Origin of the sequence: Aeromonas media (assembly GCF_020423125.1) — a bacterium.
In the GTDB taxonomy this organism is placed as follows: domain Bacteria; phylum Pseudomonadota; class Gammaproteobacteria; order Enterobacterales; family Aeromonadaceae; genus Aeromonas; species Aeromonas media.
On the sequence record NZ_CP075564.1, the window covers coordinates 4,222,173 to 4,248,394 of the forward strand.

Consider the following 26,222-nt stretch of genomic DNA (forward strand, 5'->3'; position numbering starts at 1 on the left):
AGAACAGGGCTTCACATCGCTCCATATCAGAAGCTACAGCAAAATCAGGGGCTCGTGTGGAAGGCGCTACTCAGGGCTTCACGTCCCGCAGGATGGGATTTTGCAGTGAAATCAACGTCTCGGTGGACTGGATCTCGTCTATGGTCTGGATCTTGTGGATCAGCACCGTCTGCAACTCGTCGATGGAGCGGGTCATCACCTTCATGAAGATGCTGTAGTGACCCGTGGTGTAGTAGGCCTCCACCACTTCGTCCAGCGCCTGCAGCTTGGCCAGGGCCGAAGGGTAATCCTTGGCGCTCTTGAGATTGATCCCGATGAAGCAGCAGACATCGTAACCCAGCTTCTTCGCGTTCACCTGCACCCGCGTCCCCTCGATGATCCCCGCCTGCTTCATCTTCTCCACCCGCACATGGATGGTGCCCGGGCTGACCGCCAGTTGCTTGGCAAGCTCGGCGTAAGGGATACGCGCATTCTCCATCAGGGCGGTGAGGATGGCCTGATCGAGATTATCGATCCGATAATTTTCCGACACTTTTTCGCACTCCCGTTGATGATATCTCAGTAACAACCCTGATATTTTGAACAAAAAAATACGTAAAGCCTATTTCTATTGTCGAATATTGAATTTGTTGCGCGTTCTGTTGAAGAATCGCCATATCCAACGAGTTTGAAACAGGTATTCAGCATGAAACAGCACTACATTCGCAGCCAACAACAGATCAGCTTCGTCAAAGAGATGTTCTCCCGCCAACTCGCCCAGCAACTGGGTCTGATGGAGGTACAAGCCCCCATCCTGAGCCGAGTCGGTGATGGCACTCAAGACAACCTGTCCGGTCACGAGAATGCGGTGCAGGTCAAGGTGAAGACACTCCCCGAACACAGCTACGAAGTGGTTCACTCCCTGGCCAAGTGGAAGCGCCAGACGCTCGGCCGCTTCGGCTTCGGCCCGGGCGAAGGCATCTACACCCACATGAAGGCACTGCGCCCGGACGAAGACAGACTGACCCCCATCCACTCCGTCTATGTGGATCAGTGGGACTGGGAGAAGGTGATGCCGGGCGAGCGCCGGGATCTGGCCTACCTGCAGGAGACGGTGCGCGGCATCTGGGCCGCCATCAAGGCCACCGAGCGTGCTGTCTGCGCCGAACACGCGCTGACCCCCTTCCTGCCAAGCGAGATCCAGTTCCTGCACAGCGAAGAGCTGCTGACCCGCTACCCGGATCTCGATGCCAAGAGGCGCGAGCGGGCCATCGCCAAGGAGCTGGGAGCTGTCTTCCTCATCGGCATCGGCGGTGCCCTCTCCCACGGTGAGCGCCACGACGTGCGCGCCCCGGACTATGACGACTGGAGCAGCGAGAGCGAGCTGGGTCTGGCGGGTCTGAACGGCGACATCCTGGTGTGGAACCCTGTGCTGGAAGACAGCTTCGAGATCTCCTCCATGGGGATCCGGGTGGATGCAGAGGCGCTGCGCCGCCAGCTAGCCATCACCGGTGACGAGGATCGCCTGCAGTATGACTGGCACCAGGATCTGCTGGCCGCGCGGATGCCGCAGACCATCGGCGGCGGCATAGGCCAATCCCGTCTGGCCATGCTGTTGCTGCAAAAAGAGCACATAGGTCAGGTACAGGTCGGCGTCTGGCCATCCGAGATGAAGGCTGCCATCCCGGGCATGCTGTAAGCAGATTGATGGCATCCGGCAACCCATGCCGGATGCAGAAGGTGTGTGGCCGTGCGGACTGAAAGAGCGCAGTCCGGGCAGGCTGTAAGCCGTGTGGTCATCCCTGATGATCCGCTGCGAAACCGGGGCTTGCCCCTGCGACCCGCTCAACCCACACCAGGTCGCATCGAATACATTCCTCCCGGCAATCTTCGGATTGCCGTTTTTTTTTGCCTCGAAATCACCGCCACCAGATATGACAACGCCAGCCCGAGGGCTGGCGTTGTGGGCACCGACACGAGATCGGTTACTGGGTCATGGTCAGGCCGTTGCTGTCGGCTCCCAGCAGCAGCTTCTTGCCGGGGATGACCCGACCGCTGAGCAGGGCCTGGGCCAGCGGGTTCTCCACCTTCTGCTGAATGGCCCGCTTGAGGGGGCGCGCCCCGTAGACGGGGTCGAAGCCGGCGTGGACCAGCTTGGTCAGCAGCTCCTCGCTCACCTCCACCTCGAAGCCCTGGGACTCCAGACGGCCCATCAGGCTCTTGAGCTGGATGCGGGCGATGGACTTGATGTGATCCTCGCCCAGCGGGTGGAACACCACAGTCTCGTCGATCCGGTTGATGAACTCCGGGCGGAAGCTGCGGGTCAGCAGCTCCATCAGCAGAGCCTTCATCTCCTCGTAGTCCTTCTCGGCGTAGTGCTCCTGGATCAGATCCGAGCCAAGGTTGGAGGTCATGATGACGACCGTGTTGCGAAAATCGACGGTGCGGCCCTGACCATCGGTCAGGCGGCCATCGTCCAGCACCTGCAGCAGGATGTTGAACACATCCGGGTGCGCCTTCTCAACCTCGTCCAGCAGGATCACCGAGTAGGGGCGACGGCGTACCGCCTCGGTGAGATAACCCCCCTCCTCGTAGCCCACGTATCCCGGAGGCGCCCCCACCAGCCGCGCCACGCTGTGCTTCTCCATGAACTCGGACATGTCGATGCGCACCATGGCGTCCTGGGTATCGAACAGGAACTCCGCCAGCGCCTTGCACAGCTCTGTCTTGCCCACCCCGGTGGGCCCCAGGAACAGGAAGGAGCCGATGGGGCGGTTCGGATCGGACAACCCGGCCCGGGAGCGGCGAATGGCGTTGGAGACGGCGTCCACCGCCTCTTCCTGGCCGATCACCCGGCTGTGCAGCTGATCTTCCATCCGCAGCAGCTTGTCACGCTCCCCTTCCAGCATCCGCGCCACCGGAATACCGGTCCAGCGCGCCAGCACGTCTGCGATCTCCACGTCGGTGACCCGGTTGCGCAGCAGGCTGGTCTCCTGCATCTCCGCCTGGGTGGCGAGATCCAGCTGTTTCTCCAGCTCGGGGATGCGGCCATATTGCAGCTCGGACATGCGGCCGAGATCCCCGGCACGGCGGGCCACCTCGAGATCCTGGCGGGCCTGCTCCAGCGCTGCCTTGATGTGCTGGGTACCGGCAAGGGCGGCCTTCTCGGCCTTCCACACCTCTTCCAGCTCGTTGTATTCCCGCTCCTTCTCGGCCAGCTCGTGATTGAGCAGATCGAGCCGCTTGCGGCTGGCGTCGTCATCCTCCTTCATCAGCGCCTGCTGCTCCAACTTGAGCTGGATGATGCGCCGCTCGAGGCGGTCCAGAGATTCCGGCTTGGAGTCGATCTGCAGCCGTATGCTGGCCGCCGCCTCGTCGATGAGGTCGATGGCCTTGTCAGGCAGCTGGCGGTCCGCGATGTAGCGGTGGGACAGCTGGGCCGCCGCCACAATCGCCGGGTCTGTGATCTGCACATGGTGGTGCAGCTCATAGCGCTCCTTCAGGCCACGCAGGATGGCGATGGTGTCCTCCACCGAGGGCTCCTCCACCAGCACTTTCTGGAAACGGCGCTCCAGGGCGGCATCCTTCTCCACATACTGCCGATATTCATCGAGGGTAGTGGCGCCGACGCAGTGCAGCTCACCCCGCGCCAGGGCAGGCTTGAGCATGTTGCCCGCATCCATGGCCCCCTCGCCCTTGCCGGCGCCGACCATGGTGTGCAGCTCGTCCACGAAGAGGATGACGTTGCCCTCCTCCTTGGCCAGATCGCTTAGCACCGCCTTGAGCCGCTCCTCGAACTCGCCGCGATACTTGGCTCCGGCCACCAGGGCCCCCATGTCCAGAGAGAGCACCCGCTTGTTCTTGAGCCCTTCCGGCACCTCGCCGTTGATGATGCGCTGGGCCAGCCCCTCGACGATGGCGGTCTTGCCGACGCCGGGGGCGCCGATCAGCACAGGGTTGTTCTTGGTACGGCGTTGCAGCACCTGGATGGTACGGCGGATCTCTTCATCCCGGCCGATCACCGGGTCGAGTTTGCCGAGTTCGGCCCGCTCGGTCAGATCGATGGTGTACTTCTCCAGCGCCTGGCGGTTCTCCTCGGCGTTGGCATCATCGATCTTCTTGCCGCCACGTACCTTGTCGATGGCCGCTTCCAATTTCTCCTTGGTAAGACCCTGGGCGCGCAGCAGCTCCCCCAGGTTGCCCTTCTCGTCGAGGGCTGCCAGCACGAACAGCTCGGACGAGATGAACTGATCCTTGCGCTGCTGGGCCAGCTTGTCACAGACATTGAGCAGACGACCGAGGCCGTTGGAAAGTTGCACGTCCCCCTCGACGCCGCTCACCTTGGGCAGGCGGTCGAGCTCCTCGCCGAGACGGGAGCGCAGGGTGTTGATGTCCATCCCGGTCAGGGTCAGCAGCGGACGGATGGAGCCGCCATCCTGATTGAGCAGGGCTGTCATCAGATGGACGGGTTCGATGAATTGGTGGTCACGACCCAGTGCGAGAGACTGGGCATCGGAAATAGCGACTTGGAATTTGCTGGTCAGGCGATCGAGGCGCATTGCACTCCCCCTTTGAAACAGACACGCCGCTTGCGCGGCAAACAACATAACTTTCTGAGATGAAAGATGAGGCCCGTGCGGGCTATTTCAAGGGGCGAGCCTGGTTATTTTTTCTGCAGCGAGGGCGCTGGCAGGATCCCCGCCCTTGCCAGATGCAGGGCGGGAGATTCGTCAAGGCGCCAGCCAGATAATCGAGGCCATGCGGCCAGTCTGACCGTTGCGACGATAAGAGTAGAACTGCTCGCCGTCGCTAAAGGTGCAGTATTCACCGCCATAGACGGCGGTGACGCCCGCTCTTGCCAGCCGCAGCCGGGCCAGCAGGTAGATGTCTGCCAACCATTTCCCCTCATTGGACGAAGGGACGAAGGCCGTAGCCGCTTCCGACTGTTCCGCCATAAAGGCATCGCGCACCTCGCCCCCCACTTCAAAGGCCGTGGGGCCGATGGCGGGACCGAGCCAGGCCAGGATCTCCCCCGGTTCGCAGCCCATGGCGGCGATACTGGCTTCCAGTACCCCCTCCTTCAGCCCACGCCAGCCGGCATGAGCGGCAGCCACCACAGTGCCGGCCCGATCGCAGAACAGCACCGGCAGGCAGTCGGCTGTCATCACTATGCAGGCCTGCCCGGCCTCGTGGGCGCAGGCCGCATCGGCATCCGGCGCAACATCGTACTGGTCACTGACGGAGTGGACGGCAGTGCCGTGTACCTGATTGAGCCAGTTGAGGGGCCCGGGGATCTGCGCCGCCTGCTGCAGGCGGGCGCGGTTGGCCTCGACCCGTGCAGGCTCGTCCCCCACATGGGCCCCCAGGTTGAGACCGGCGAAGACCCCTTCGCTCAGGCCACCATCCCGGGTGGTCGACAGGGCCCTGACATTGCCAGGAGCGGGCCAGTCGGGTTCAATCCAGTTCATCTGTGACTCCTTCCATTCACGGATATAAAAACGGGGCTCCTGAAAGGGAACCCCGTTTGTCATCTCTTCGGACCAGACGACGGCAGAAACCGACGCAGGCCCTATTGCATCAACTCCAGACCAAATCGTCCGGGTTGGCCAGGGTGATAACTGTACGCAGCACTCTCATCGGTACCGACCTGGCATCAACTCCAGACTAAATCGTCCGGGTTGGCGAGCGTATCGGCACGCAGCACTTCCATCAGGTCCAGCATGTCTTGCGGCGTGGCAGAGTGCCACTCCATGACTTCGCCGGTGATGGGGTGAGCCAGCTTCAGCATGGTGGCGTGCAGCGCCTGGCGGTTGAAATTGCGCAGGGCCTGGGTCAGCTCAGGGGTCGCATTGCGCAGCAGGCGCAGACGGCCACCGTAAGCGGGATCACCCACCAGCGGATGCTTGATATGCGCCATGTGGACACGGATCTGGTGGGTACGACCGGTTTCCAGACGCAGACGCAGACGGGTGTGGCCACGGAACTTCTCGTGTACCCGGTAGTGAGTCACGGAAGGACGGCCATTCGGCACCACAGCCATGTGGGTACGCTGGGTCGGGTGACGACCGATGGGGGCATCCACAGTGCCGCCAGCGGTCATGTGACCTATGGCGACGGCCTCGTATTCACGGGTGATCTGACGCGCCTGCAGCGCCTCCACCAGATGGGTCTGGGCCGGGATCGTCTTGGCAACCACCATCAGGCCAGTGGTGTCTTTATCCAGACGGTGCACTATGCCGGCACGGGGTACCTCGGCGATGCCGGGGTAGCGGTGCAGCAGGGCGTTCAGTATGGTGCCGTCCGGCGTACCGGCGCCCGGGTGAACCACCAGACCGGCCGGCTTGTCGATCACCAGAATGTGTTCATCTTCATAGACGATGTTGAGGTCGATGTTCTGGGCATCCCAGCGGGTATCATCTTCCAACTCGACATCTACATGTACCTGCTGCCCGGCCACCACTTTCTCGCGCGGGGTATTGGCAACCTGACCATCCAGGGTCACTCTGTCCTGTAAAATCCACTCCTTGATGCGGGTGCGGGAGTAGTCTGGAAACAATTCGGCCAGGGCCTGGTCGAGTCGCTGCCCGAATTGGTGATCCTGAAATTCGCCTGTCAGTTCAATATGCTGGCTCATGTATGGTCTCTTGAGCGGGGGTATCAATTCGAAATAATCCGGGTATTCTAGCTTTTCTTTTAGCCAAGCATAACGGATACTTTGCCAATTTCGTGGAAATGGACCGGATGTTGTTGATGGGAAAGAAGTCTCGCCTGCTGATGTCGCTCGCCTTGGTCGCTACGCTGATCACTGGCTGTTCCAGCACCAAACCCAAGGTTCCCGACGAACCGCCGGAAGTCCTGTACCAGAAAGCCCGTCTCAAACTGGACACAGGCAACTACCTGAATGCCATCGAATTGCTGGAAGCCTTGGACTCTCGTTATCCGTTCGGTGCCTACTCAAGTCAGGTGCAGCTCGATCTCATCTACGCCTACTACAAGCAGGATGATACCGCCCAGGCGATCGCCAATATCGACCGCTTCATCCGCCTCAACCCGGCGCACAAGAACATCGATTACGTGTTCTACATGCGCGGCCTGACCAACATGGCGGCAGATTACAACTTCTTCCAGGACTTCCTGGGCATCGATCGGGACGACAAGGATCCTTCCTACGCCCGTCAGGCCTTCCAGGACTTCAAGACCCTGCTGCAGAACTACCCGAACAGCCAGTATGCGGCCGATGCCCGTGCCCGCATGGTCGGTCTGAAGACCCGCCTCGCCCGCTACGATCTGGGGGTGGCCGAGTATTACGTGAAGCGTGATGCCCTGATTGCCGCCGCCAACCGCGCCAAGCTGGTGGTCGAGACCTATCCCGACACAGTGGAGACAGAGAAGGCACTGGAGATCATGGTCAACGCCTACGATACCCTGAAGATGCCGACCCTGGCCCGCCACGCCCGCGAAGTGCTGGCCAAGAACTACCCGGACAATCGCATCGGCCGCGGCTGAGCATGACGGGGACAAAAAACCGATGCCAAGGCATCGGTTTTTTTATGGCTGCAATCTGTCCGCAGAGTGCGCCTTCCATGACGGCGCCCTGCATGCGCCGTCATCTTCATTCAGCTACTTGGCGACGTTGCCCGCCACGTTGAGTGCATCCCAAGCATGGAAAAAGAGCGCATAGGCAAGCGCCGCCATGACTGCCCAGCTACTTGGCCACGTTGCCCGCTACGTTGAGCACGTCCCAGGTGCGGGAGAAGGGCGGCGCGTAGGCAAAGTCCAGCATGCCGAGCTGATCCGTGGTCACCCCCATGGTGATGGCCACCGCCAGGGCGTCGATGCGGTGTACCGCTCCCTTGCGACCCAGGATCTGGCCCCCCAGCAGCCGCTTGCTGCCCGCCTCATAGACCAGCTTGACGTGGATGTCGGACTGGCCCGGGCAGTAGTTGGTGTGGCACTTGTCCTTGATCACCACTGTGCTGTAGTCGATGCCCAATTGTTGGGCCTCTTTCTCAGAAAGCCCGGTGCGGCCCGCCTCCAGCCCCAGCACCTTGAGTGCCGCCGAGCCGAGCGTGCCCGGGAATTCCTGTTCGGCCCCCGCCAGGTTCTCCCCCACCATGCGTCCCAGCTTGTTGGCTATGGTGGCGAGCGGCACATAGACCTGCTGCTGCTTGACGCTGTGCCAGACGCTGGCGCAATCGCCCGCCGACCAGACGTTGGCCAGCGAGCTGCGCCCCTGACGGTCGACCTTGATGGCGCCGTTGCCGAGCCGCGCTATACCGGTATCGGCCAGGAACTCGGTGTTGGGCCTGACCCCGGTGCAGACCACGACGATATCGGCCTCGTACTCACCCTGGTCGGTGCGCACGCCGGTCACCCGACCATCCCCCAGCAAAGCCTGGACCCGCTCGCCGAGATGCAGGGAGACCCCCTGCTCCCGCAGTTCGGTCTCGATGTGCTGGGTGATCTCGCTGTCGAACGCCTCGGGGATGACCCTGTCCGCCAGCTCGATGAGGCGTACCTCCTTGCCCTGATGGACCAGGGCCTCGACCACCTCCAGCCCGATAAAGCCGGAGCCGATCACCACCGCCTTCTTGCTGCGCGGATCCTGCACCGCCCCCTTGAGCGCCAGCCCATCGGCCATCCGGCGCAGGCCGAACACACCCTGCTGCTGCAAGCCGGGAATGGGGGGCATCTGTTCGCGGGCACCGGTGGCGATCATCAGCCGATCGTAGCGATCGGTAAAGCTGTCGCCCTTGTGCTCCACCCGCAGAGTCTGGGCGGCCGCATCTAGACTCAGCACCCTGTGGCCAATCTTCACCTCTATCCCCTTGGCGGCGAACTGCTCCGGGGTGAACTCGGCCATGTAGCCGAGCTCCTGGAAATCGTCCCCCACGAAGTAGGGCAGACCGCAGGCGCCGAAGGAGATCACCTCTGAGGCTTCATACACCACAATCTCGGCGTCCCTGGCCAGACGGCGCGCTTTGGCCGCCGCACTCATACCGGCGGCTTCGCCACCGATGATCACAATACGCATAGCTTGACTCCAGTCACGACAGGGGAGGCTTCGCCTCCCCTTTTCATATACAAATCAGAAGATGAGGCCCGGTCAGACCGCGGACTCTTCCCCGTCCAGGCTGACCTCGGCATCGTCGTTGAAGACGGCCATGTCGGTCTGTCCCATCAGCCGGCTGGTGAGGGTGCCGGCCGTGATGGAGCCGGAGACGTTGAGGGCGGTGCGGCCCATGTCGATGAGGGGCTCGATGGAAATGAGCAGCCCCGCCAGGGCCACCGGGAAGTCCAGCGCGGAGAGCACGATCAGCGCCGCGAAGGTGGCGCCGCCCCCCACACCGGCCACCCCGAAGGAGCTGACGGTGATGATGGCGATGAGCGTCATGATGAAGCCGGGATCCAGGGGATTGACCCCCACGGTCGGGGCTATCATCACTGCCAGCATGGCCGGATAGATGCCGGCACAGCCGTTCTGGCCTATGGTAGCGCCGAAGGAGGCGGCGAAGTTGGCGATGCCCGCCGGGATGCCGAGGGCCCGGGTCTGGGTCTGCACGTTCATGGGGATGGAGCCCGCACTGGTGCGCGAGGTGAAGGCAAAGGCCAGCACCGGCATGATCTTCTTCAGGAAGCGCAGCGGGTTGATGCCCACCAGGCTCACCAGCAGCAGATGCACCAGGAACATGATGGCGATGGCACCGTAAGAGGCCAGCACGAAGTTCAGCAGGTTGATGATGTCCGCGTAGTTGGAGCCGGACACCACCTTGGCCATCAGCGCCAGCACTCCATAAGGAGTGAGGCGCAGCACCAGAGTCACCATGCGCATGACGATGGCGTGGGCGACCTGCATGAAGCGCTCGAAGCTGGCAAAGATCTCGGGCTGCTTGCGGGCGATGCCGGTGGCAGAGAGGCCGATGAAGATGGAGAAGATCACCACGGCTATGGTGGAGGTCTTGCGTGAACCCGTCATGTCGAGGAAGGGGTTGGCCGGGATGAACTCCAGCACCATCTTGGCAAGAGACATGCTCTCGACGCTGCCGAGGCTGGTCTGCAGGGCCGCGCCACGGGCCGTCTCGGCGGCGCCAGCGGTGAGCCCCTCGGCACTCAGACCGAACAGGTTGGACATCAGTATGCCCGCCCCGGCGGCGATCATGGTGGTGAAGATCAGCACCCCTATGGTCAGGGCGCTGATCTTGCCGAGGGCGCTGCCGCCGCTGAGCTTGAGGATGGCGCCTATGATGGAGACCATGATGAGTGGGATGATGATCATCTGCAGCAGTTTCACGTAGCCGCTGCCGACCAGATCCAGATAGTCGCCGGTCTGGACCAGCACCTCGGAGCCGACACCGTACAGCAGTTGCAAGGCCCAGCCGAACAGGACCCCGAGCCCGAGCCCCGAGAAGACGCGACGGGTGAAGCTGACGTGGGTCTGCTGCAAGCGGTAGAGAAACAGCAGCAACATGACCAGGATGGCCAGATTACCGATAACGCTAAGAGTCATGAGATTCCCCAAAAATAAACGGGCGAGGCCCGAGATGGATGGACGGGCGCACCCTGCGCCTCGCCCCGAAACTGGCCGCATCGTGGCGGCACGCCCCCCGTTCGGGGTGACGTCAATATCTGTAAAAACCGGGGGCGGCCAGTGCCGCCCCCCTCATCATCCGGCCTTGCCCTGTTGCTTGGCCCGCATGATGTTGATGATCTCTATGTCGGTATCCAGCATCCCCTGTTTCGAGAGCCGGCCCAGGTTCGCTATGGTCTGGTCCACGTCATCGGAGACGATGCCCTCGCTCTGGGGCACGTGCAGGTTGTTGATGGCCATCAGCGACGACTTGACCGCCGCCGAGGTGGAAGTGGACACCTTCATGGAGCAGGCGCTGCCTGCGCCGTCGCAGATGATGCCGGAGACGTCACCAATCATGTTGTTGATGCAGTGGCTGATCTGCTCGAACTGGCCTCCCAGCAGCCAGGTGATGGCGGCCCCCGAGCCCATGGCGGCTGTGCTGGCAGCGCACAGGGCCGACAGCTTGTTCTGGTAAGCCTTGATGTAGATGGCCACCAGGTGGCTCATCACCAGAGCCCGGGCCAGCTGTTCGTCATCGGCCTTGAGGAAGCGGGCGGCGGCGACCACCGGCATGGTGGCGGCTATGCCCTGGTTGCCCGAGCCCGAGTTGGACATGGCGGGCAGCATGGCGCCGTCCATGCGTGCATCGGAGGCGGCGGAGGACAGCCGCATGGCCAGGGTCATCAGATCGTCCGAGAGCAGCTTGCGCTCCACCTGTTCGGTCAGGATCTTGCCGATGCGCAGGCCATAGCCCTGCAGGCCCTCATCCGCCAGCGCCTGGTTCATGCTGGCCGCCTCGCGGATGAACGCGATCTCGGTCAGCGGCACCTCAAGGGCAAACGCCACGATCTCCCGCAGCGTCATGGCCGGCTTGTCGGATTTCGCGGGCTGGATCTGCACCCCGGGGGCACTGTCCTGCTCCATCAGCACCTCGCCATCCTTTTCCAGCAGTACGATGCGGGTGTGATCCGTGCAGATCACCACACGGGCGCTATGACCATCGGCCTCGGCCAGCACCTCGGCGTAGAGGACGTCCGGCACGTCCTTCACATCCACCTTGATGATGGGCAACAGCGCCTTGGCGGCATCCACCTGGGCCGGGGTGAGCGTTTTGAGCACCTCCAGACCCGCATCCGGGTTGCCCCCGGTGATGCCGACGGCGGCGGCGACCGGCAGGCCAATCATGCCGGTGCCGGGGACCCCGACCCCCATGCCGTTCTTGAACAGGTTGCCGCTGACCCAGACGCTGATGCGGGTCGGGACCTGCCCCAGCAGCTTGCGGCAGTTGGCGGCGGCCAGCGCCACCGACATGGGTTCGGTGCAGCCCAGGGCCGGCACCACTTCACGCTTGAGCAGAGTAATAAAGTCGGTCCATTGTGCTTTCATCTGTGGTTTCTCTGGTTCACTGTGCCGCAGGCATCGTATAGGGGTATGGGTGCTATCTGGAGGGCCGCCCACCGGGCCACCCCGTCCATGTCACTTTATTTGATTCTAGTGGCACGAGCCTCAAATAAAATTGAGCCCCCTCGCCTTTTGCCGCCATTATGCCTTCCAGCGGGGGCAACGTCACCGGATTGCTGCCCTGCCGCTGGCAACGGATCCCCTCATCCGGCCAAGGCCCTTTGTCATCAATGTCTTGCCCGCCCCAGTGAAAAGCGGGCAATAAAAAAGGAGGCCGAAGCCTCCTCTTGTCTCATCCCATCGACGCTTAGAGCGCCTTCAGGATGGCCTCGACGCTGGCCTTGGCATCGCCAAACAGCATCTGGGTGTTCTCCTTGAAGAACAGCGGGTTCTGGACACCGGCGTAGCCAGTGTTCATGGAGCGCTTGAAGCCGATGACGTTCTGCGCCTTCCACACTTCCAGCACCGGCATGCCGGCGATGGGGCTGCCCGGATCTTCCATGGCGGCCGGGTTGACGGTGTCGTTCGCACCAATCACCAGCACCACGTCGGTATCGCTGAAGTCCTCGTTGATCTCGTCCATTTCCAGCACGATGTCATAGGGGACCTTGGCTTCCGCCAGCAGCACGTTCATGTGACCAGGCAGACGACCGGCCACCGGGTGGATACCGAAGCGCACCTTGACGCCGCGCTCGCGCAGCTTGTGGGTGATCTCGGCAACCGGGTACTGGGCCTGCGCCACCGCCATGCCGTAGCCCGGGGTGATGATGACGGAGCTGGCGTTCTTCAGCATGTCGGCCACGTCTTCGGCGTTGGTCTCGCGGTACTCGCCCATCTCCTGATCGGCCGTGGAGGCCACACCGTCGGAGCCGAAGCCACCGGCGATGACGGAGATGAAGGAGCGGTTCATCGCTTTACACATGATGTAAGAGAGGATGGCACCGGAGGAGCCCACCAGGGCACCCACCACGATCAGCAGGTCGTTGGAGAGCATGAAGCCCGCCGCCGCTGCCGCCCAACCGGAGTAGGAGTTCAGCATGGAGACCACCACCGGCATGTCGGCGCCACCGATGGAGGCGACCAGATGCCAACCGAAGGCGAAGGCGATCAGGGTCATCAGCAGCAGGGCGAAGGTGGAGCCACCGGCGTTGACGAAGTGGATCATCAGCGCGATGGAAACCACCACGGCCAGCAGGTTCAGCTTGTGGCGGTGCGGCAGCATCAGCGGCTTGGAAGAGATCAGGCCACGCAGCTTGCCGAACGCCACCACGGAACCGGTGAAGGTCACGGCACCGATGAAGACGCCCAGGAACACTTCCACCAGGTGGATGTTCAGCATGGCGCCGGACAGGTGCTCGACCTGGGCGACGCTGGCCGCCTGCTCGAACGCCGCCCGGGCCGCAGCCAGGGTCGCATCCAGGTTGGAGCCGACGGAGACGACGACCTCAGCCGGTGCGGAGGGGTGCAAGTCGATGAAGCTGTTGAAGCCCACCAGCACCGCCGCCATGCCCACGAAGCTGTGCAGCACGGCCACCAGCTCGGGCATCTCGGTCATCTCGACCTTGAGCGCCAGGCGCACGCCGATGGCGCCGCCGATGACCATGGCCAGGATGATCCAGTGCACACCACTGGTTTCCGGGTTGAACACGGTCGCGAGCAGGGCGATGGCCATCCCCGCGATACCGAACAGGTTGCCATGCTTGGCCGTTTCTTGCTTCGACAGTCCCGCGAGACTGAGGATGAAGAGCACGGCGGCAACGATATAGGATGCTGTTACCAGTCCTTGAGACACGTTAAACCCCCTTAATCCTTACGGAACATCTTCAGCATGCGCTGAGTGACGGTGAAGCCACCGAAGATGTTGATACTGGCAATCAGCACGGCGATAAAGGCCAATACGGTGACCAGGGTCGACCCTTGCCCAATCTGCAGCAGGGCACCGACCACGATAATGCCGGAGATGGCATTGGTGACCGACATCAGCGGCGTGTGCAGGGCGTGAGAGACGTTCCACACCACGTAGTAACCGACCACACAGGCCAGGATGAAGACGGTGAAGTGGGAGAGGAAGGCGGCAGGTGCCACCGCTGCTACCCAACCGAAGGCGGCGATGCCGAGGGCACCGAACACGAACTTCTTGTTGGAGGGCTTGGCTTCTTCCTTCTTCGCTGCCGGTTTGGCGACGGCCGGCTTCTGCGGCGCGGCGGACACGGCGATGGCGGGGGGCGGGAAGGTGACTTCACCGGCCTGGATCACCGTCATGTTGCGCTGTACCACATCTTCGAAGTCGATGGCAACGTTGCCGTCCTTCTCCTTGCACATCAGCTTCATCAGGTTGACCAGGTTGGTACCGTAGAGCTGGGAGGATTGGGCGGGCAGACGACCCGGCAGATCGGTGTAACCGATCACCTTGACACCGTTCGGGGTGACGAACAGCTCGGTCGGCTTGGTGTATTCACAGTTTCCGCCGGTGGCGGCAGCCAGATCCACGATGACGGAGCCCGGCTTCATGCTGTCGACCATCTCCTTGGTGATCAGCTTGGGCGCCGGACGACCGGGGATCAGGGCGGTGGTGATGATGATGTCCACTTCCTTGGCCTGCTGGGCAAACAGCTCCATCTCGGCCTTGATGAACTCATCGGACATGACCTTGGCGTAACCGTCGCTGGAGGCGCCGTCTTCGCCGCCGAAGTCCAGCTTGAGGAATTCCCCACCCATGGACTCGATCTGCTCGGCAACTTCCAGACGGGTGTCGAATGCACGCACAATGGCACCGAGGGAACCGGCGGTCCCGATGGCGGCCAGACCGGCCACACCGGCACCGATCACCAAGACCTTGGCGGGCGGTACTTTGCCGGCGGCGGTGATCTGACCGGTGAAGAAGCGACCGAACTGGTGGGCGGCTTCGACCACGGCGCGATAACCACCGATGTTGGCCATGGAGGAGAGGGCGTCGAGGGACTGGGCACGGGAGATCCGCGGCACCATGTCCATCGCCATCACATTGATGTTGCGCTCGGACAGCTTCTTGACCAGCTCGGGGTTCTGGGCAGGCCAGATGAAGCTCACCAGAGTGGCACCATCCTTAATTTGTGCGATCTCGGCATCGGTCGGCGCGTTGACCTTGAAGATAAGGTCGGCTTGCCAGACGCTCGGCACCACGCTGGCACCGGCAGCCTCGAAGGCGGCATCATCGAAGCTGGCCAGCTGGCCGGCACCGGCCTCGATGGCGACCTCGAAGCCGAGCTTTTTCAGCTGCTCGACGGTGGCCGGGGTCGCTGCGACCCGGGTCTCACCGGCGAGACTCTCTCTCGGTATTCCAATCTGCATGACTATTCCCTGATGGTTAATAAACAATCATTGCCCAGTCTCTCATGTCTGAGCGGACAAGGCATGATCAAAGTGCAGGTCACGGGCCCTTTGTTATGAAAATCAGCAGGCTTTACCTCAACCTCCTGTCATGGTCAGGCCCCCGCTTTTCAGGCGCGAAGGTGATTAGTATCAAATTTTGGAGTTTTATTACAACCACGACCCCGAGCGGGCGGGTACAGAATTCAGCCCATCCCGGACCATGATTAAAAAAAACAAACCAAATTAGGGGCTTATACCAGCAAAATGCGCTGGAAAAAGTGATCCAACCAGTCAAAAAAAATGTTTTGCCGGGCCTCTACCTTAGCGTTTTTTGTTCTTATGAAATATGCCGTTGGCTCATCTGATGAGATGAAAGGGGAAAAAGTAACCGTTTTGTAACGACTCGGGGGCCGCGCCTCCGCCATCGGGCGAGGGCCGGCCCCCTGATCCAGTCCCGGACAAGGCCGGGACTGGCAGCTCGCCTCTTACCAGGCGGCTTCATAAATATGCCGGCTCTGCACCAGGTCGATGTCGCCGTGCTCTCCAAGCGCCGTCATGCCGTGCTCTTCGAGCTTGGCCAGCAGGGTGTCGATATTGGCGTCGGCCAGACCGTAGTCCCGCAGCCGGGTCTTGACCCCCATACGCTCGAAGAAGTCGCGGGTGGCGGCGATGGCGCCGTCGATGCGCTCCTCTTCGGTGCCGCTGCGCAGATCCCATACCCGCTCGGCGTATTGCAGCAGCTTGGCGTGTTTCTGCTCACGCTTGGCATCGAGCAGGGCGGGCAGCACCACTGCCAGGGTCTGGGCGTGGTCCAGGCCGTGCAGGGCGGTCAGCTCGTGGCCCAGCATGTGGGTGGCCCAGTCCTGGGGCACACCGGCCCCGATCAGGCCGTTCAGCGCCAGGGTGGCACTCCACATGATGTTGGCGCGCACGTCGTAATTTTCCGGCTCCACCAGCGCCTTGGGGCCCTCCTCGATCAGGGTCAGCAGCAGCCCTTCGGCGAAGCGATCCTGCACCTTGGCGTTGACCGGGTAGGTGAGGTACTGCTCCAGGGTGTGGATGAAGGCATCCACCACGCCGTTGGCGACCTGGCGGGCCGGCAGGGTGTAGGTGAGCACGGGATCCAGCACGGCGAAGCGCGGCATCACGAAGGGGGAGAAGAAGTGCTGCTTGTCCCCTGTGCTTCTGCGGGTGATGACGGCCCCCATGTTCATCTCGGAGCCGGTGGCCGGCAGGGTCAGCACGGCGCCCAGGGGAATGGCGGAAGCCAACTCACCCCCGACGGTCTCGAGGATGTGCCAGGGCTCTTTGGCAAGGTCGTAGTGAGCAGCAGCGGCGATGAACTTGGTGCCATCGAGCACGGAACCACCGCCGACGGCAAGCAGGAAGTCGACCCGCTCGGCACGGGCCAGCTCGACCGCCCCCATCAGGGTCTCGTAGGCCGGGTTCGGCTCGATGCCGCCGAATTCGAACAGGGTCATGCCCGCTAGCTCATGGCGGATCTGCGCCAGCAGGCCGCTGCGCACCACGCTGCCGCCACCGTAGGTGATGAGGATGCGGGCGTCGCTGGGGATCTGTTCACGCAGTTGGGCCACCTGGTCCTTGCCGAACAGCACCTTGGTCGGGGTATGCAGAGTGAAATTGTGCATCGATAGTACCTTCATGGATGAGAGGGCGGCGGCGCCGCAAAATGTTGATTGCATTTTTCTACAGACACCATCTACCATCAAGGCAACATTCTGCACATTACTTGCCTATTTCTACAAATAATCGGAATTACCCCGGAGCATTCATGTCCAACCGTTACGCCGATCTCGCCGCCAGGCTGGCCCGTCACGTCACCACCCCAGGCATCACTCCCTCCCCGGTGGAGCAGGTGAACCTCATCTACACCACCGAGTACCACGGCCGCACCCCGGTACTCTATCAGCCGCGGATGATAGTGATATTGCAGGGCCACAAGGTGGGCTACCTGGCGGATCAGGTGTTTCGCTACGATCCCAGCCACTATCTGCTGATGACGCTGCCGCTGCCTTGCGAGTGCGAGTGCTTCGCCTCCCCCGAGCAACCCCTCATCGGTTTCTCCCTCGAGATCAACGTCGCCACCCTGCAGGAACTGTTGCTGGAGCTGGGAGATGCCCTGCCCGCTCCCGCCCCGCAGAAGAGCGGCGTCCACTCGGTACCCCTGTCGGAGGACATGTTCTGCGCCGCCGAGCGGTTGATCGCGCTGATGGACAATCCCTTGCACGCCAGGGTGCTGGGGCCGCAGACGGTGCGGGAGATGCTGTTCTACGCCCTGCATGAGGGCGGCGGCCCGGCGCTGCAGGCGCTCGCCAATCGCCATAACCATGTGGGCCAGATAGCCCGGGTGCTGCGTATGATAGAGTCGCGCTACGCCGACAACCTCACCATGGAGGAGCTGGCCCGGGAGGTGAACATGAGCGTCTCCGCCTTCCACCACCACTTCAAGGCGGTCACCGCCACCTCGCCACTGCAATACATCAAGTCGTTTCGCCTGCACAAGGCGCGCATGATGATGCTGCACGACGGCGTCAAGGCGGGGGCGGCGGCGGCCAGAGTCGGTTACGAGAGCAACTCCCAGTTCAGTCGGGAGTACAAGCGCTTCTTCGGCAGCACGCCGACGGATCAGGCCTCCCGCTTCCGGGACGGTCAGCTGCGCATCATCGAAGGCTAAAAGAGAGGGATCACCCATGCGTTCACTGTTTTGTCTGCTCACTGCCCTGCTGCTGACGGCCTGTACCGGGATTGCCGATGGCATCCGTCCCGTCACCGGCTTCCAGCTCGATCGCTACCTCGGCACCTGGTACGAGATCGCGCGTCTCGACCACAGCTTCGAGCGGGGGTTGGAGCGGGTGAGCGCCACCTACAGCCGGCGTGACGATGGCGGCGTCAAGGTGCTCAACCGCGGCCTTCAGAGCGATGGCAGCTGGCGCGAAGCCGAGGGCAAGGCCTACTTCGTCGACAAGCCGGACGAGGCGCGGCTCAAGGTGAGCTTCTTCGGCCCCTTCTACGGCGGCTACAATGTCATCGACCTCGACCCCGATTACCAGCTCTCCCTGGTAACCAGCTACAACTACGACTATCTGTGGATCCTCTCCCGCTCCCCCAACCCGCCAAAGGAGAAGGTGGATGCGTTGATCGCCAAGGCCAAGGGGCTGGGTTTTGCCACCGACCGGCTGATCTGGGTCAAGCAGACCCCCTGACCACCGAGAATGCAAAAGGGCAGCCCGCGGGCTGCCCTTTTTTGTCGGGAGGATCAGAGCCGGAAGCGGCCTATCTCCTGCTCCAGCCGCTCGGTCAGGGACTTGAGCTCGGCGGCCTGGGCAGCCTCCACCTTCGCCTGCTCTGCCAGCGTCTGGGAGACATGACGGATGTTCTCGGTGTTGCGGCTGATCTCGCCGGTGACCGAGGTCTGCTCCTCCGCCGCCGCCGCTATCTGGGTCGCCATGTCGCTGATGGCACCGATGGCCTCGTTGATCCGCGCCAGACTCTGGTTGGCGGCCTCCGCATCCTCCACGCTGGTGCCCGCCAGCTGGCGACTGGTCTCCATGCCACCCACGGCGCGGCGGGTGGTCTGCTGCAGGGCCTCGATCATCTGCTGGATCTCGGCGGTAGAGTCGTGAGTACGACGCGACAGCACCCGCACCTCGTCCGCCACCACGGCAAAGCCGCGGCCCTGCTCACCGGCCCGGGCCGCCTCGATGGCAGCGTTCAGCGCCAGCAGATTGGTCTGCTCGGCGATGCCGCTGATGGTGGCCAGGATGCCGCTGATCTTATGGGCGTGTCCATCCAGCTCATGAATGGTCTGGCTTGCATCGGCCACCTCCCCTGCCAGGCCGCTGATGCTGCGCTGGCTCTGACCGACCTGGGACTGACCGGCGACGGCCAGCCTGACCGCATCGCCGGAGGTGGTGGCGGCAAACTCGGCGTTGCCGGCGATCTCCTGAGTGGCGGATGCCATCTCGGTCACCGCGGTCGCCACCATGACGATCTCGTCCTGCTGCTGGCGCACTCGCTGGCTGCGTTCCTCTGCCCCCGCCGCCTGGGTTCTGGACTGAGCCGCCAGTTCGACGGTGACGTCCCGCAACCGGCTGACGATACCGTGCAACCGGGCCACGAACAGGTTGAAGTTCTGGGCCAGCAGCCCCACCTCGTCCCTGCTTTGGGCCACGATCTGCACCGTGAGATCCCCCTCGCCGTGAGCGATGTCGGCCAGCGCCTTCGACACCCGGCCGAGATCGGCAAACAGGTAATTGAACATGGCGATGAGCAGGGCGCTGAACACCAGCAGCAGCACCAGAGTCAGCCCCACCAGTTGCCACAGCAGGCTGGAGAAGGGCGCTTCCAGCACATCCTTGTACATCACCATGGCGAGCAGCCAGTCGGTGCCTGGCACCCCCTGTACCGACAGCAGCACCTCGCGCCCCGCTATGGTGGCGCCGTGCAGCTCGCCGTCCCGGCTCCAGCCCTCCAGGGTCGTCCCAGTGAGGCCGGGGGCCAGCTCGGCCACCTGTTTCAGGGCCAGCGCCTTCTGCGGGTGACCGACGATCAGACCGGAGCGGTCGAGCAGCATGGCGTACCCCTCCCCTTGCACCTTCATGGCCAGCACCTCATCGATGAGGTCATCCAAGGAGAGGTCCGCACCGGCCACCCCGATCACCTGACCCTGATGGCTCACCGGCTCGGCCAGGGTCACCACCATCTGCTGCATGGTCACGCTGACGTAGGGGGCGGTGACGATGAGCTTGCCCGCCTTGGTGGCATTCTGATACCAGGGACGCACCCTGGGGTCGTAGTTGGCGGTGTTGAGGGAGGGATCGTGGCGAGTCATCGCCCCCTGCACCGAACCAAAATAGGTGAGGCCAAAGCCACCGGAGGTACGGGTCTGCAGCAGGTGTGGCACCAGGGTTGCCTCGGGATTGTCGGCAATCACCGCGGTCAGGGCATTGACCGCATGCCGACGATCCGCCAACCAGTTGCCGATGGCCACCGAGTTGGCGTGGCCGTAGTTGACCGCCTCGCTCTGGATGGCGCCAAGGGTGCGTGATTTGAGGGTGTGGAAGGCGACGATACCGAGCAGGGCTGCCATCAGCAGCACTACCCCCAGGCTGGCCGCGAGCAACTTGCCGCGCAACGAGAGAGTCATGACAACGAATCCTTGTGGTAGCAGGGGGTTGAAAATACCCCCATCTTGGTAGTAGGTATCGGCGGTATCCACGCTGGACTTTAGTGAATCAGATTGATTTCTCGTGCCTCGACAACGGGTTGTGCTGCAAGTCACGAAAATCACGAGATCCCCGACCGACATCGGCGGAGGCTATCCCAGGGTGACGCTTGTGATAGGTTGGGACTCTTTTTTGCCCCCAATGGAGACCCCCATGCCCCGAAATATCGAGATCAAGGCCAGGATCGAGCGGATCGATCTCCTTCATCCCAAGGCGACCGCCATCGCCGACTGCGGCCCCGTCGAGATAGCGCAGGATGACACCTTCTTTCGCTGCGACGCCGGCCGCCTCAAGCTGCGCACCCTCTCCCCCTGCAGCGGTGAGCTCATCTTCTACCGCCGTGCCGATCGGCAGGGGCCCAAGGAGAGCTTCTATCACCTGACCCCGACCAGCGAGCCGGACCGGCTGCGGGAGACCCTCAGTCTGGCCTGCGGCCAGATCAGCAGGGTGCGGAAGATGCGCACCCTTTTCCTGGTCGGCAGGACCCGGATCCACCTCGATCGGGTGGAGGGGCTGGGTCACTTCCTCGAACTGGAGGTGGTGCTGGAGGAAGGCGAACCGCTCGAGGCGGGGATGCGGGAGGCCCACGACATCATGGCACACCTCGGGGTGGAGCCCTCCCAGCTGATCGAGGGCGCATACCTGGATCTGCTGCTCCGGCAGCGGGCCTGAATGCAAGGAGGCCGCCCAGAGGCGGCCTCTTCCTTTCTGCTACGGCACGGGGACTCCTATTTCACCCGCGCGATGGCGGTGTTGACCCTCAGGTTGGTGGCATCCAGCCCCGGCCGCTGGCCGTGGAAGTCAAATGCCAGCTCGACCCCGGGGCGGAACAGCAGGCAATGGGTGGAGCCACCGAAGTGGAACATGCCGAGCGGATCCCCCTTCTTCACCCTGTCCCCCACCCTCACCGTGATGTCGCAGCTCGACACCTCCGCCATCTCCACCGGCACCACGCACATCAGGCCGATTTTGGGGTTGTCGGCCTCGATGAAGATCAGCGCCCGGGTGGCTATCGAGGTGAGGAACGGCTGGGAGTTGTTCGGTGCGCTGGGATCGGCGCCGTCACTGTCGAGGAAGCCCTCGAACTGGTTCTCCAGGTAGTAGGTGCCATTGACCACACGCACCTTGCGAATGGTCCCACTCACCGGGCTGTGCCAGCGGTGATAACTCAAGGCACTGAGAAAAGCCTGATACACAGTGCCGCCGTCGAACAGGGGGGCGCTCTCGTCAAAGTCGAGCATGTTGTCCAGCGAGTAGGGCTGGCCCTTGAGCCAGAAGCGATCGCTGAGGCTCACATCCCCCGTCACCTGCAGCGGTGCCGACTCGCAGGCGCTGACGATGACGCCGTCGTCCTCCGGCGCCGACACCGGCCGCACGCCGGGGCGGAAGGTGCGGGTGAAGAAGTCATCCCAGCAGCCAAAACCCTGGTATTCGGCCGCCGGATCGCACTGGAAGATCTGCTCGAAACGAGCGGGCGTGGGGTCAGGCCCCTCCCCGAGTGCCCCTCTGGCCACCTGCACCATCTCGGCCTTGGCCACCTCGCCGAGCCAGGGGACGATCAGGGTCTCCCTGTCCAGCCGACTGACCGGCTCGGTCAGCACATAGCGGGAGGCCGGACTTTGCAGAAACTGCGCCCAGTAATCGAGGATCTTCTTGAACTGCTGGTTCACCAGGGCGTTGGCGAAGAAGTGATAGCCGGAGCGGGTCGCCATGGGCCAGTCGAGCAGGGCGTTGATGGGAAAGCCGATGAGGCCGGAGGGCTCGTGAGTGGGGATGTCCTGATAGGCCTCGGGGGCCGTGGTCATGATGCCGTTGAGCAAGGCCAGGAACTCGTCGAAGCTCTGTACCTCGATCTGGCCGAGCGGGGTCAGGTGCTCATGGCGCCAGGCCTCCCTGAACATGGCATTGGCCTGGGCGTGCAACAGGGGATCGCCGTTGACCAGATCCCGCAACTCGGCGATGGGCGCGGCCAGCGGTCCCGATTGCTGCGTCACATAGTGTTTCAGTCGCGCTATCCAACGCCGAATGTGGGCCTGATCCTGTGGCACCCAGCCACCGGGGCGGGCTCTGTTCATGCGGGTTTCAACGGCCTTGTTCATCATGCCTCTCCTCACTCTCGCTTCGCGTTCCCCGTTGCCGGTCGGAACGCCCGGTTGCTTGCACGCGCGCCAGTGAGGCGCAGCTCATGTGGTGTAGCACAGGGCGCCAGACAGCACGATTGCCAGAAACAACAGGGCAAAAAGCGGCAATAGCGGCTAGCGAAGCGCAATCGGGCCGAACCGTTGAGGCTCAAGGGATGTGCGGGAAGGCAGCTCAGCGAGGGCAGTCAGCCGCTGCCACCAGGATGGGTAAAGAGGATGACAGAAATGCGAAAGGCCAGCTCAATGAGCTGGCCTTTCTGAAAATGGCAGGGGCGGCAGGACTCGAACCCGCAACCATCGGTTTTGGAGACCGCTGTTCTACCAATTGGAACTACGCCCCTGCAACAAACGAGGCGAATTATACAAAGCCGGGATCAAAGGTAAAGGCTTTTTTTCTCACTTTCGATACGATCGAACAATTCACGAGCAAATCATGGCAATTCCCGCAACCAGCCGGGGTAACTTGCTGTATTTGCAGTCCCGCCGGGGTAGGAATGGGGCATAAATGGGGGTAGGGTGAAACCAGCAACAGGGAGGTCGCTCATGCTCAATTACCGACTGCTTCAACAACTTGCGCCCCTCAACTTCCGGGATGAGCGCAAAACTGAGTCTCTGCCAGACTATCTCGAGCGGGTCTCCCCCCTGGTGCCCTTCATCCCCCAAAATGTGCTGACGCAATGGATTTACCGCCATTGGCGCGGTTTTGAGTCCAACTGGAGCTTTATCGACCTCGCCCGCCACCAGTTCGAGTGCGAAGCCTGGGAGACGACCCAGGTCGTGAGCCAGATAGGCTCCCGCCACATGGAGGTGATCGAGCGTTGGGGCGAGATGCTGCGCAGCAACCGCTATGTGCGTCGTTCCTGGCTCGGTGAAGACATGCTGAGCCGGGGCACCTGGTCCGAGCCCATCATAGTGCTCGCCCCCGAGCCCGGTGCCTGCTACCCAGATGGCCAACCCCTGCCGCAGCCATATTGTCTGCTGGAGGGGCACCACCGACTCGGTTATCTGCGCAGCATGGCCACGGATGGACTGCCGCTGCAGCCTAAGCACCAGGTCTGGATTTGTCGACCCGTTCGCGACACTCAAACGTTTTTACCGGCAAATCCTGCCTCTGAAATAAATTTTTGACAATTCAAAAACCAGCCCTATAATCTGTCCGGTTTTGAAAAAGGTCGGGACAGGACGATGCCGTTTTTGATGAAAAAAGCAGCCTTGCAGACGGGTGGAGCGCACCAGAGCGGCCCCGTTGTTTCCGGTTTCCGACCCACAGATCCCCAGTTGTTTTTAAAAAGAGCCCCTGTTTCAGGGGCTTTTTTTTGTGCCAGAAAAACCTTCATTGATGTCAAAGGGAATGCAGACGATGACCAATCCACTCTATAACAAACACGTCATCTCCATCTCGGACCTGACCCGGTCCGACATGGAACTGGTGGTCGCCACCGCGCAGCGGTTGAAGGCCGAACCCGACACCCGCCTGCTGAAAGACAAGCTGGTCGCCAGCTGCTTCTTCGAGGCCTCCACCCGCACCCGTCTCTCCTTCGAGACCGCGGTACAGCGCCTCGGCGGCAACATCATCGGCTTCGCCGACGGCGGCAACACCAGCGCCAAGAAGGGCGAGACCCTGGCCGACTCCATCAAGATCATCGGCTCCTATGCCGATGCCGTGGTGATGCGCCACCCGAAGGAGGGCGCCGCCCGTCTGGCCTCCGAGTTCTCCCGGGTGCCTGTCATCAACGGCGGTGACGGCTCCAACCAACATCCGACCCAGACTCTGCTCGACCTCTTCTCGATCCATGAGACGCAAGGCAAGCTGGACGGCCTCAACGTGGCCTTCGTCGGTGACCTGAAATATGGCCGCACCGTCCACTCCCTGGCCCAGGCTCTGAGCCTGTTCAACTGCCGCTTCTTCTTCATTTCCCCGGAAGCCCTGGCGATGCCGGACTACCTCTGCGAAGAGCTGGAAGAGAAGGGCATTCAGTTCAGCGTCCACGAGACCATGGAAGAGGTGATGCCGGAGCTGGACATCCTCTACATGACCCGGGTCCAGAAAGAGCGCTTCGACGAGACAGAGTACAAGCACATGGCCGCCAAGTTTGTGCTGGAGCTGGCGACTCTGGAAGGGGCCAAGCCCAGCATGAAGATCCTGCATCCCCTGCCCCGGGTCGACGAGATCGAGGTCGCTGTCGACAAGACTCCCCACGCCTACTACTTCCAGCAGGCGGAGAACGGGGTCTATGCACGCCAGGCGCTGCTGGCACTGGTACTGAACGAAACCGTCTAAGGGAAAAGGGGAACATCATGTCCGAGAAGAACCAACTGCAAGTCGAAGCCATCCGTCACGGCTCCGTCATCGACCACGTCCCCGCCGGCCAGGGTATCAAGATCCTCAAGCTGTTCCAGCTGATCGAGACCCAGGAGCGGATCACCGTCGGCTTCAACCTGAAATCCGGCGCCTTGGGCAAGAAGGATCTCATCAAGATAGAGAACACCCGGCTGACCGAGCAGCAGGCCAACCAGCTTGCGCTGTTTGCCCCGACCGCGACCGTCAACATCATCGAAGACTTCGCCGTGGTGAAGAAACATCAGCTGAAGCTGCCGGAGTTCATCGCCGGGGTCTTCCACTGCCCCAACTCCAACTGCATCTCCCACAACGAGCCGGTGGACAGCTACTTCCGGGTGCGCGAAGTGAAGGGCGCGGTGCGCATGAAGTGCAAATACTGCGAGAAATCCTTCACCCAGGACATCGTCAGCGAACGCTATTGATACTCTGTCGGGCCCTGCGGGGCCCATTTTTGACCCCTGTCACATCACTTATTCCCCCTTTGGTTATAATTTGCCATCTCGCAACGGCTAGACATCGCTCATCACCTACCGAAATGCTCGTCATCAGTGTTTTTCGCTATGAAAAACAGGCATGACAGACTGAGCGCCATAGCCATCTGTCATCGTCAAAGGAAGTCGCCATGGTCAAGACCCTCAGTCGCCCCCCGGAACAGGAGTCCGACCTGGCCCAGCTCGATGCCTGCCGCCAGATCATCGGCCAGCACTGCTACAGCACCCAGGAAGAGATCCGCCGCGAGCTGGCGGAGCGCGGCTTCGCCGACATCAGCCAGTCCACCATCTCCCGTCTGCTGCGCCGTCTCGGCGTCGCCAAGGCCCAGAATGCCAATGGCAAGAAGGTCTACACCCTGGTGGATGATCAGCTGGAGCCCGCCGGCAGCACCCGATCCGTGCACGACATGGTGCGCGCCGTGGTGCATAACCAGCAGATGGTGCTGGTGCACACCACCCCGGGGGCCGCGACTGTGGTCGCCCGCCTGCTGGATCGCCACGCCGATCCCGAGATCCTGGGGGCCGTGGCCGGCAACGATGTGGTGCTGATAGCCCCGCGCCACATCAGCCGCACCCGCCAGGCCCATGCCGCCGTGGTGCGCACCCTGGAGCAGGCGCGCTAAGCCAAGCCCGCGTGCAGCAAGGCGACCCCTGGGTCGCCTTTTTGTTGCCTGTCATCCTGTGGCCATAAAAAAACGGGAG

The 26,222-nt window shown here is 62.3% G+C and carries 21 protein-coding genes and 1 tRNA gene; 9 read left to right on the top strand and 13 right to left on the bottom strand.

The genetic code is table 11. The features are described 5' to 3' along the window. Positions 1 to 70: 70 nt before the first annotated feature. A complete protein-coding gene (gene asnC, locus KI797_RS19565) occupies positions 71 to 532 on the bottom strand; it encodes a transcriptional regulator AsnC (RefSeq protein ID WP_005324409.1) in 462 nt (153 codons plus the stop codon). Between the two features lie 153 nt (positions 533 to 685). Between asnC and asnA the strand changes: the two genes are divergently transcribed. Beyond that, positions 686 to 1,678, top strand: a complete 993-nt coding sequence (asnA, locus tag KI797_RS19570; RefSeq protein ID WP_226170715.1) for an aspartate--ammonia ligase — start codon at positions 686 to 688, stop codon at positions 1,676 to 1,678. A 286-nt stretch (positions 1,679 to 1,964) separates the two neighbouring features. Here asnA and clpB read toward each other — a convergent pair whose 3' ends face one another. The 3 genes from clpB to rluD form a co-directional block, all read right to left on the bottom strand. Next, complete coding sequence (gene clpB, locus KI797_RS19575; RefSeq protein WP_161507675.1) at positions 1,965 to 4,538, bottom strand: ATP-dependent chaperone ClpB; 2,574 nt, start codon at positions 4,536 to 4,538, stop codon at positions 1,965 to 1,967. A gap of 171 nt (positions 4,539 to 4,709) precedes the next feature. Continuing rightward, positions 4,710 to 5,447: a peptidoglycan editing factor PgeF gene (pgeF, locus tag KI797_RS19580; RefSeq protein WP_226170718.1), complete on the bottom strand. Its 738-nt coding sequence runs from the start codon at positions 5,445 to 5,447 to the stop codon at positions 4,710 to 4,712. A gap of 185 nt (positions 5,448 to 5,632) precedes the next feature. Then, positions 5,633 to 6,613 (bottom strand): 23S rRNA pseudouridine(1911/1915/1917) synthase RluD, encoded by a 981-nt coding sequence (gene rluD, locus KI797_RS19585; protein WP_042650590.1) that lies wholly within the window; start codon positions 6,611 to 6,613, stop codon positions 5,633 to 5,635. Positions 6,614 to 6,729: 116 nt separating this feature from the next. Between rluD and KI797_RS19590 the strand changes: the two genes are divergently transcribed. After that, on the top strand, positions 6,730 to 7,485 hold the full coding sequence (locus tag KI797_RS19590; RefSeq protein ID WP_202619468.1) for an outer membrane protein assembly factor BamD: 756 nt from the start codon (positions 6,730 to 6,732) through the stop codon (positions 7,483 to 7,485). 199 nt (positions 7,486 to 7,684) lie between these two features. Here the strand turns inward: KI797_RS19590 and KI797_RS19595 are convergent, their stop codons facing one another. The 6 genes from KI797_RS19595 to yqhD form a co-directional block, all read right to left on the bottom strand. Beyond that, positions 7,685 to 9,013 (bottom strand): CoA-disulfide reductase, encoded by a 1,329-nt coding sequence (locus KI797_RS19595; protein ID WP_161507678.1) that lies wholly within the window; start codon positions 9,011 to 9,013, stop codon positions 7,685 to 7,687. A 72-nt stretch (positions 9,014 to 9,085) separates the two neighbouring features. Beyond that, positions 9,086 to 10,486 (bottom strand): L-cystine transporter, encoded by a 1,401-nt coding sequence (locus KI797_RS19600; protein ID WP_161507679.1) that lies wholly within the window; start codon positions 10,484 to 10,486, stop codon positions 9,086 to 9,088. 156 nt (positions 10,487 to 10,642) lie between these two features. Further along, positions 10,643 to 11,935, bottom strand: coding sequence for an L-cysteine desulfidase family protein (locus KI797_RS19605; protein ID WP_161507680.1), 1,293 nt, complete (start codon positions 11,933 to 11,935; stop codon positions 10,643 to 10,645). A gap of 322 nt (positions 11,936 to 12,257) precedes the next feature. After that, positions 12,258 to 13,742 carry a Re/Si-specific NAD(P)(+) transhydrogenase subunit beta gene (gene pntB, locus KI797_RS19610; RefSeq protein ID WP_139437938.1) on the bottom strand — a complete coding sequence of 495 codons (1,485 nt, stop codon included), beginning with the start codon at positions 13,740 to 13,742 and terminating at the stop codon, positions 12,258 to 12,260. 11 nt (positions 13,743 to 13,753) lie between these two features. Then, positions 13,754 to 15,280: a Re/Si-specific NAD(P)(+) transhydrogenase subunit alpha gene (pntA, locus tag KI797_RS19615; protein ID WP_161507681.1), complete on the bottom strand. Its 1,527-nt coding sequence runs from the start codon at positions 15,278 to 15,280 to the stop codon at positions 13,754 to 13,756. A 506-nt stretch (positions 15,281 to 15,786) separates the two neighbouring features. Continuing rightward, complete coding sequence (gene yqhD / locus KI797_RS19620) at positions 15,787 to 16,950, bottom strand: alcohol dehydrogenase (RefSeq protein ID WP_161507682.1); 1,164 nt, start codon at positions 16,948 to 16,950, stop codon at positions 15,787 to 15,789. A gap of 143 nt (positions 16,951 to 17,093) precedes the next feature. On the opposite strand from yqhD, the gene KI797_RS19625 reads away from it, so the two are divergent. Further along, entirely contained in the window at positions 17,094 to 17,996 is a 903-nt protein-coding gene (locus tag KI797_RS19625; protein ID WP_005324436.1) for an AraC family transcriptional regulator, read from the top strand. A 16-nt stretch (positions 17,997 to 18,012) separates the two neighbouring features. Further along, positions 18,013 to 18,525 (top strand): lipocalin family protein, encoded by a 513-nt coding sequence (locus tag KI797_RS19630; protein ID WP_161507683.1) that lies wholly within the window; start codon positions 18,013 to 18,015, stop codon positions 18,523 to 18,525. Positions 18,526 to 18,578: 53 nt separating this feature from the next. Here KI797_RS19630 and KI797_RS19635 read toward each other — a convergent pair whose 3' ends face one another. Beyond that, entirely contained in the window at positions 18,579 to 20,468 is a 1,890-nt protein-coding gene (locus KI797_RS19635) for a methyl-accepting chemotaxis protein (protein ID WP_226170721.1), read from the bottom strand. A 232-nt stretch (positions 20,469 to 20,700) separates the two neighbouring features. Here KI797_RS19635 and KI797_RS19640 point away from each other — a divergent pair, with 232 nt between their 5' ends. After that, entirely contained in the window at positions 20,701 to 21,219 is a 519-nt protein-coding gene (locus KI797_RS19640) for a class IV adenylate cyclase (protein WP_226170725.1), read from the top strand. Between the two features lie 56 nt (positions 21,220 to 21,275). Here the strand turns inward: KI797_RS19640 and KI797_RS19645 are convergent, their stop codons facing one another. Further along, the gene (locus KI797_RS19645; protein ID WP_161507685.1) at positions 21,276 to 22,646 is read right to left on the bottom strand and encodes a phosphatidylserine decarboxylase family protein; all 1,371 of its coding nucleotides are present in this window, start codon (positions 22,644 to 22,646) and stop codon (positions 21,276 to 21,278) included. 306 nt (positions 22,647 to 22,952) lie between these two features. Continuing rightward, a tRNA-Trp gene (locus KI797_RS19650) sits at positions 22,953 to 23,029 on the bottom strand. Between the two features lie 202 nt (positions 23,030 to 23,231). On the opposite strand from KI797_RS19650, the gene KI797_RS19655 reads away from it, so the two are divergent. The 4 genes from KI797_RS19655 (at position 23,232) to KI797_RS19670 (ending at position 26,143) form a co-directional block, all read left to right on the top strand. Next, positions 23,232 to 23,816: a hypothetical protein gene (locus KI797_RS19655; protein ID WP_161507686.1), complete on the top strand. Its 585-nt coding sequence runs from the start codon at positions 23,232 to 23,234 to the stop codon at positions 23,814 to 23,816. Positions 23,817 to 24,048: 232 nt separating this feature from the next. Then, positions 24,049 to 24,969 (top strand): aspartate carbamoyltransferase, encoded by a 921-nt coding sequence (gene pyrB, locus KI797_RS19660; RefSeq protein WP_226170729.1) that lies wholly within the window; start codon positions 24,049 to 24,051, stop codon positions 24,967 to 24,969. A gap of 17 nt (positions 24,970 to 24,986) precedes the next feature. Then, entirely contained in the window at positions 24,987 to 25,451 is a 465-nt protein-coding gene (gene pyrI, locus KI797_RS19665) for an aspartate carbamoyltransferase regulatory subunit (RefSeq protein ID WP_005324452.1), read from the top strand. A 200-nt stretch (positions 25,452 to 25,651) separates the two neighbouring features. Then, positions 25,652 to 26,143 carry an arginine repressor gene (locus tag KI797_RS19670; protein ID WP_005324454.1) on the top strand — a complete coding sequence of 164 codons (492 nt, stop codon included), beginning with the start codon at positions 25,652 to 25,654 and terminating at the stop codon, positions 26,141 to 26,143. Positions 26,144 to 26,222 lie beyond the last annotated feature (79 nt).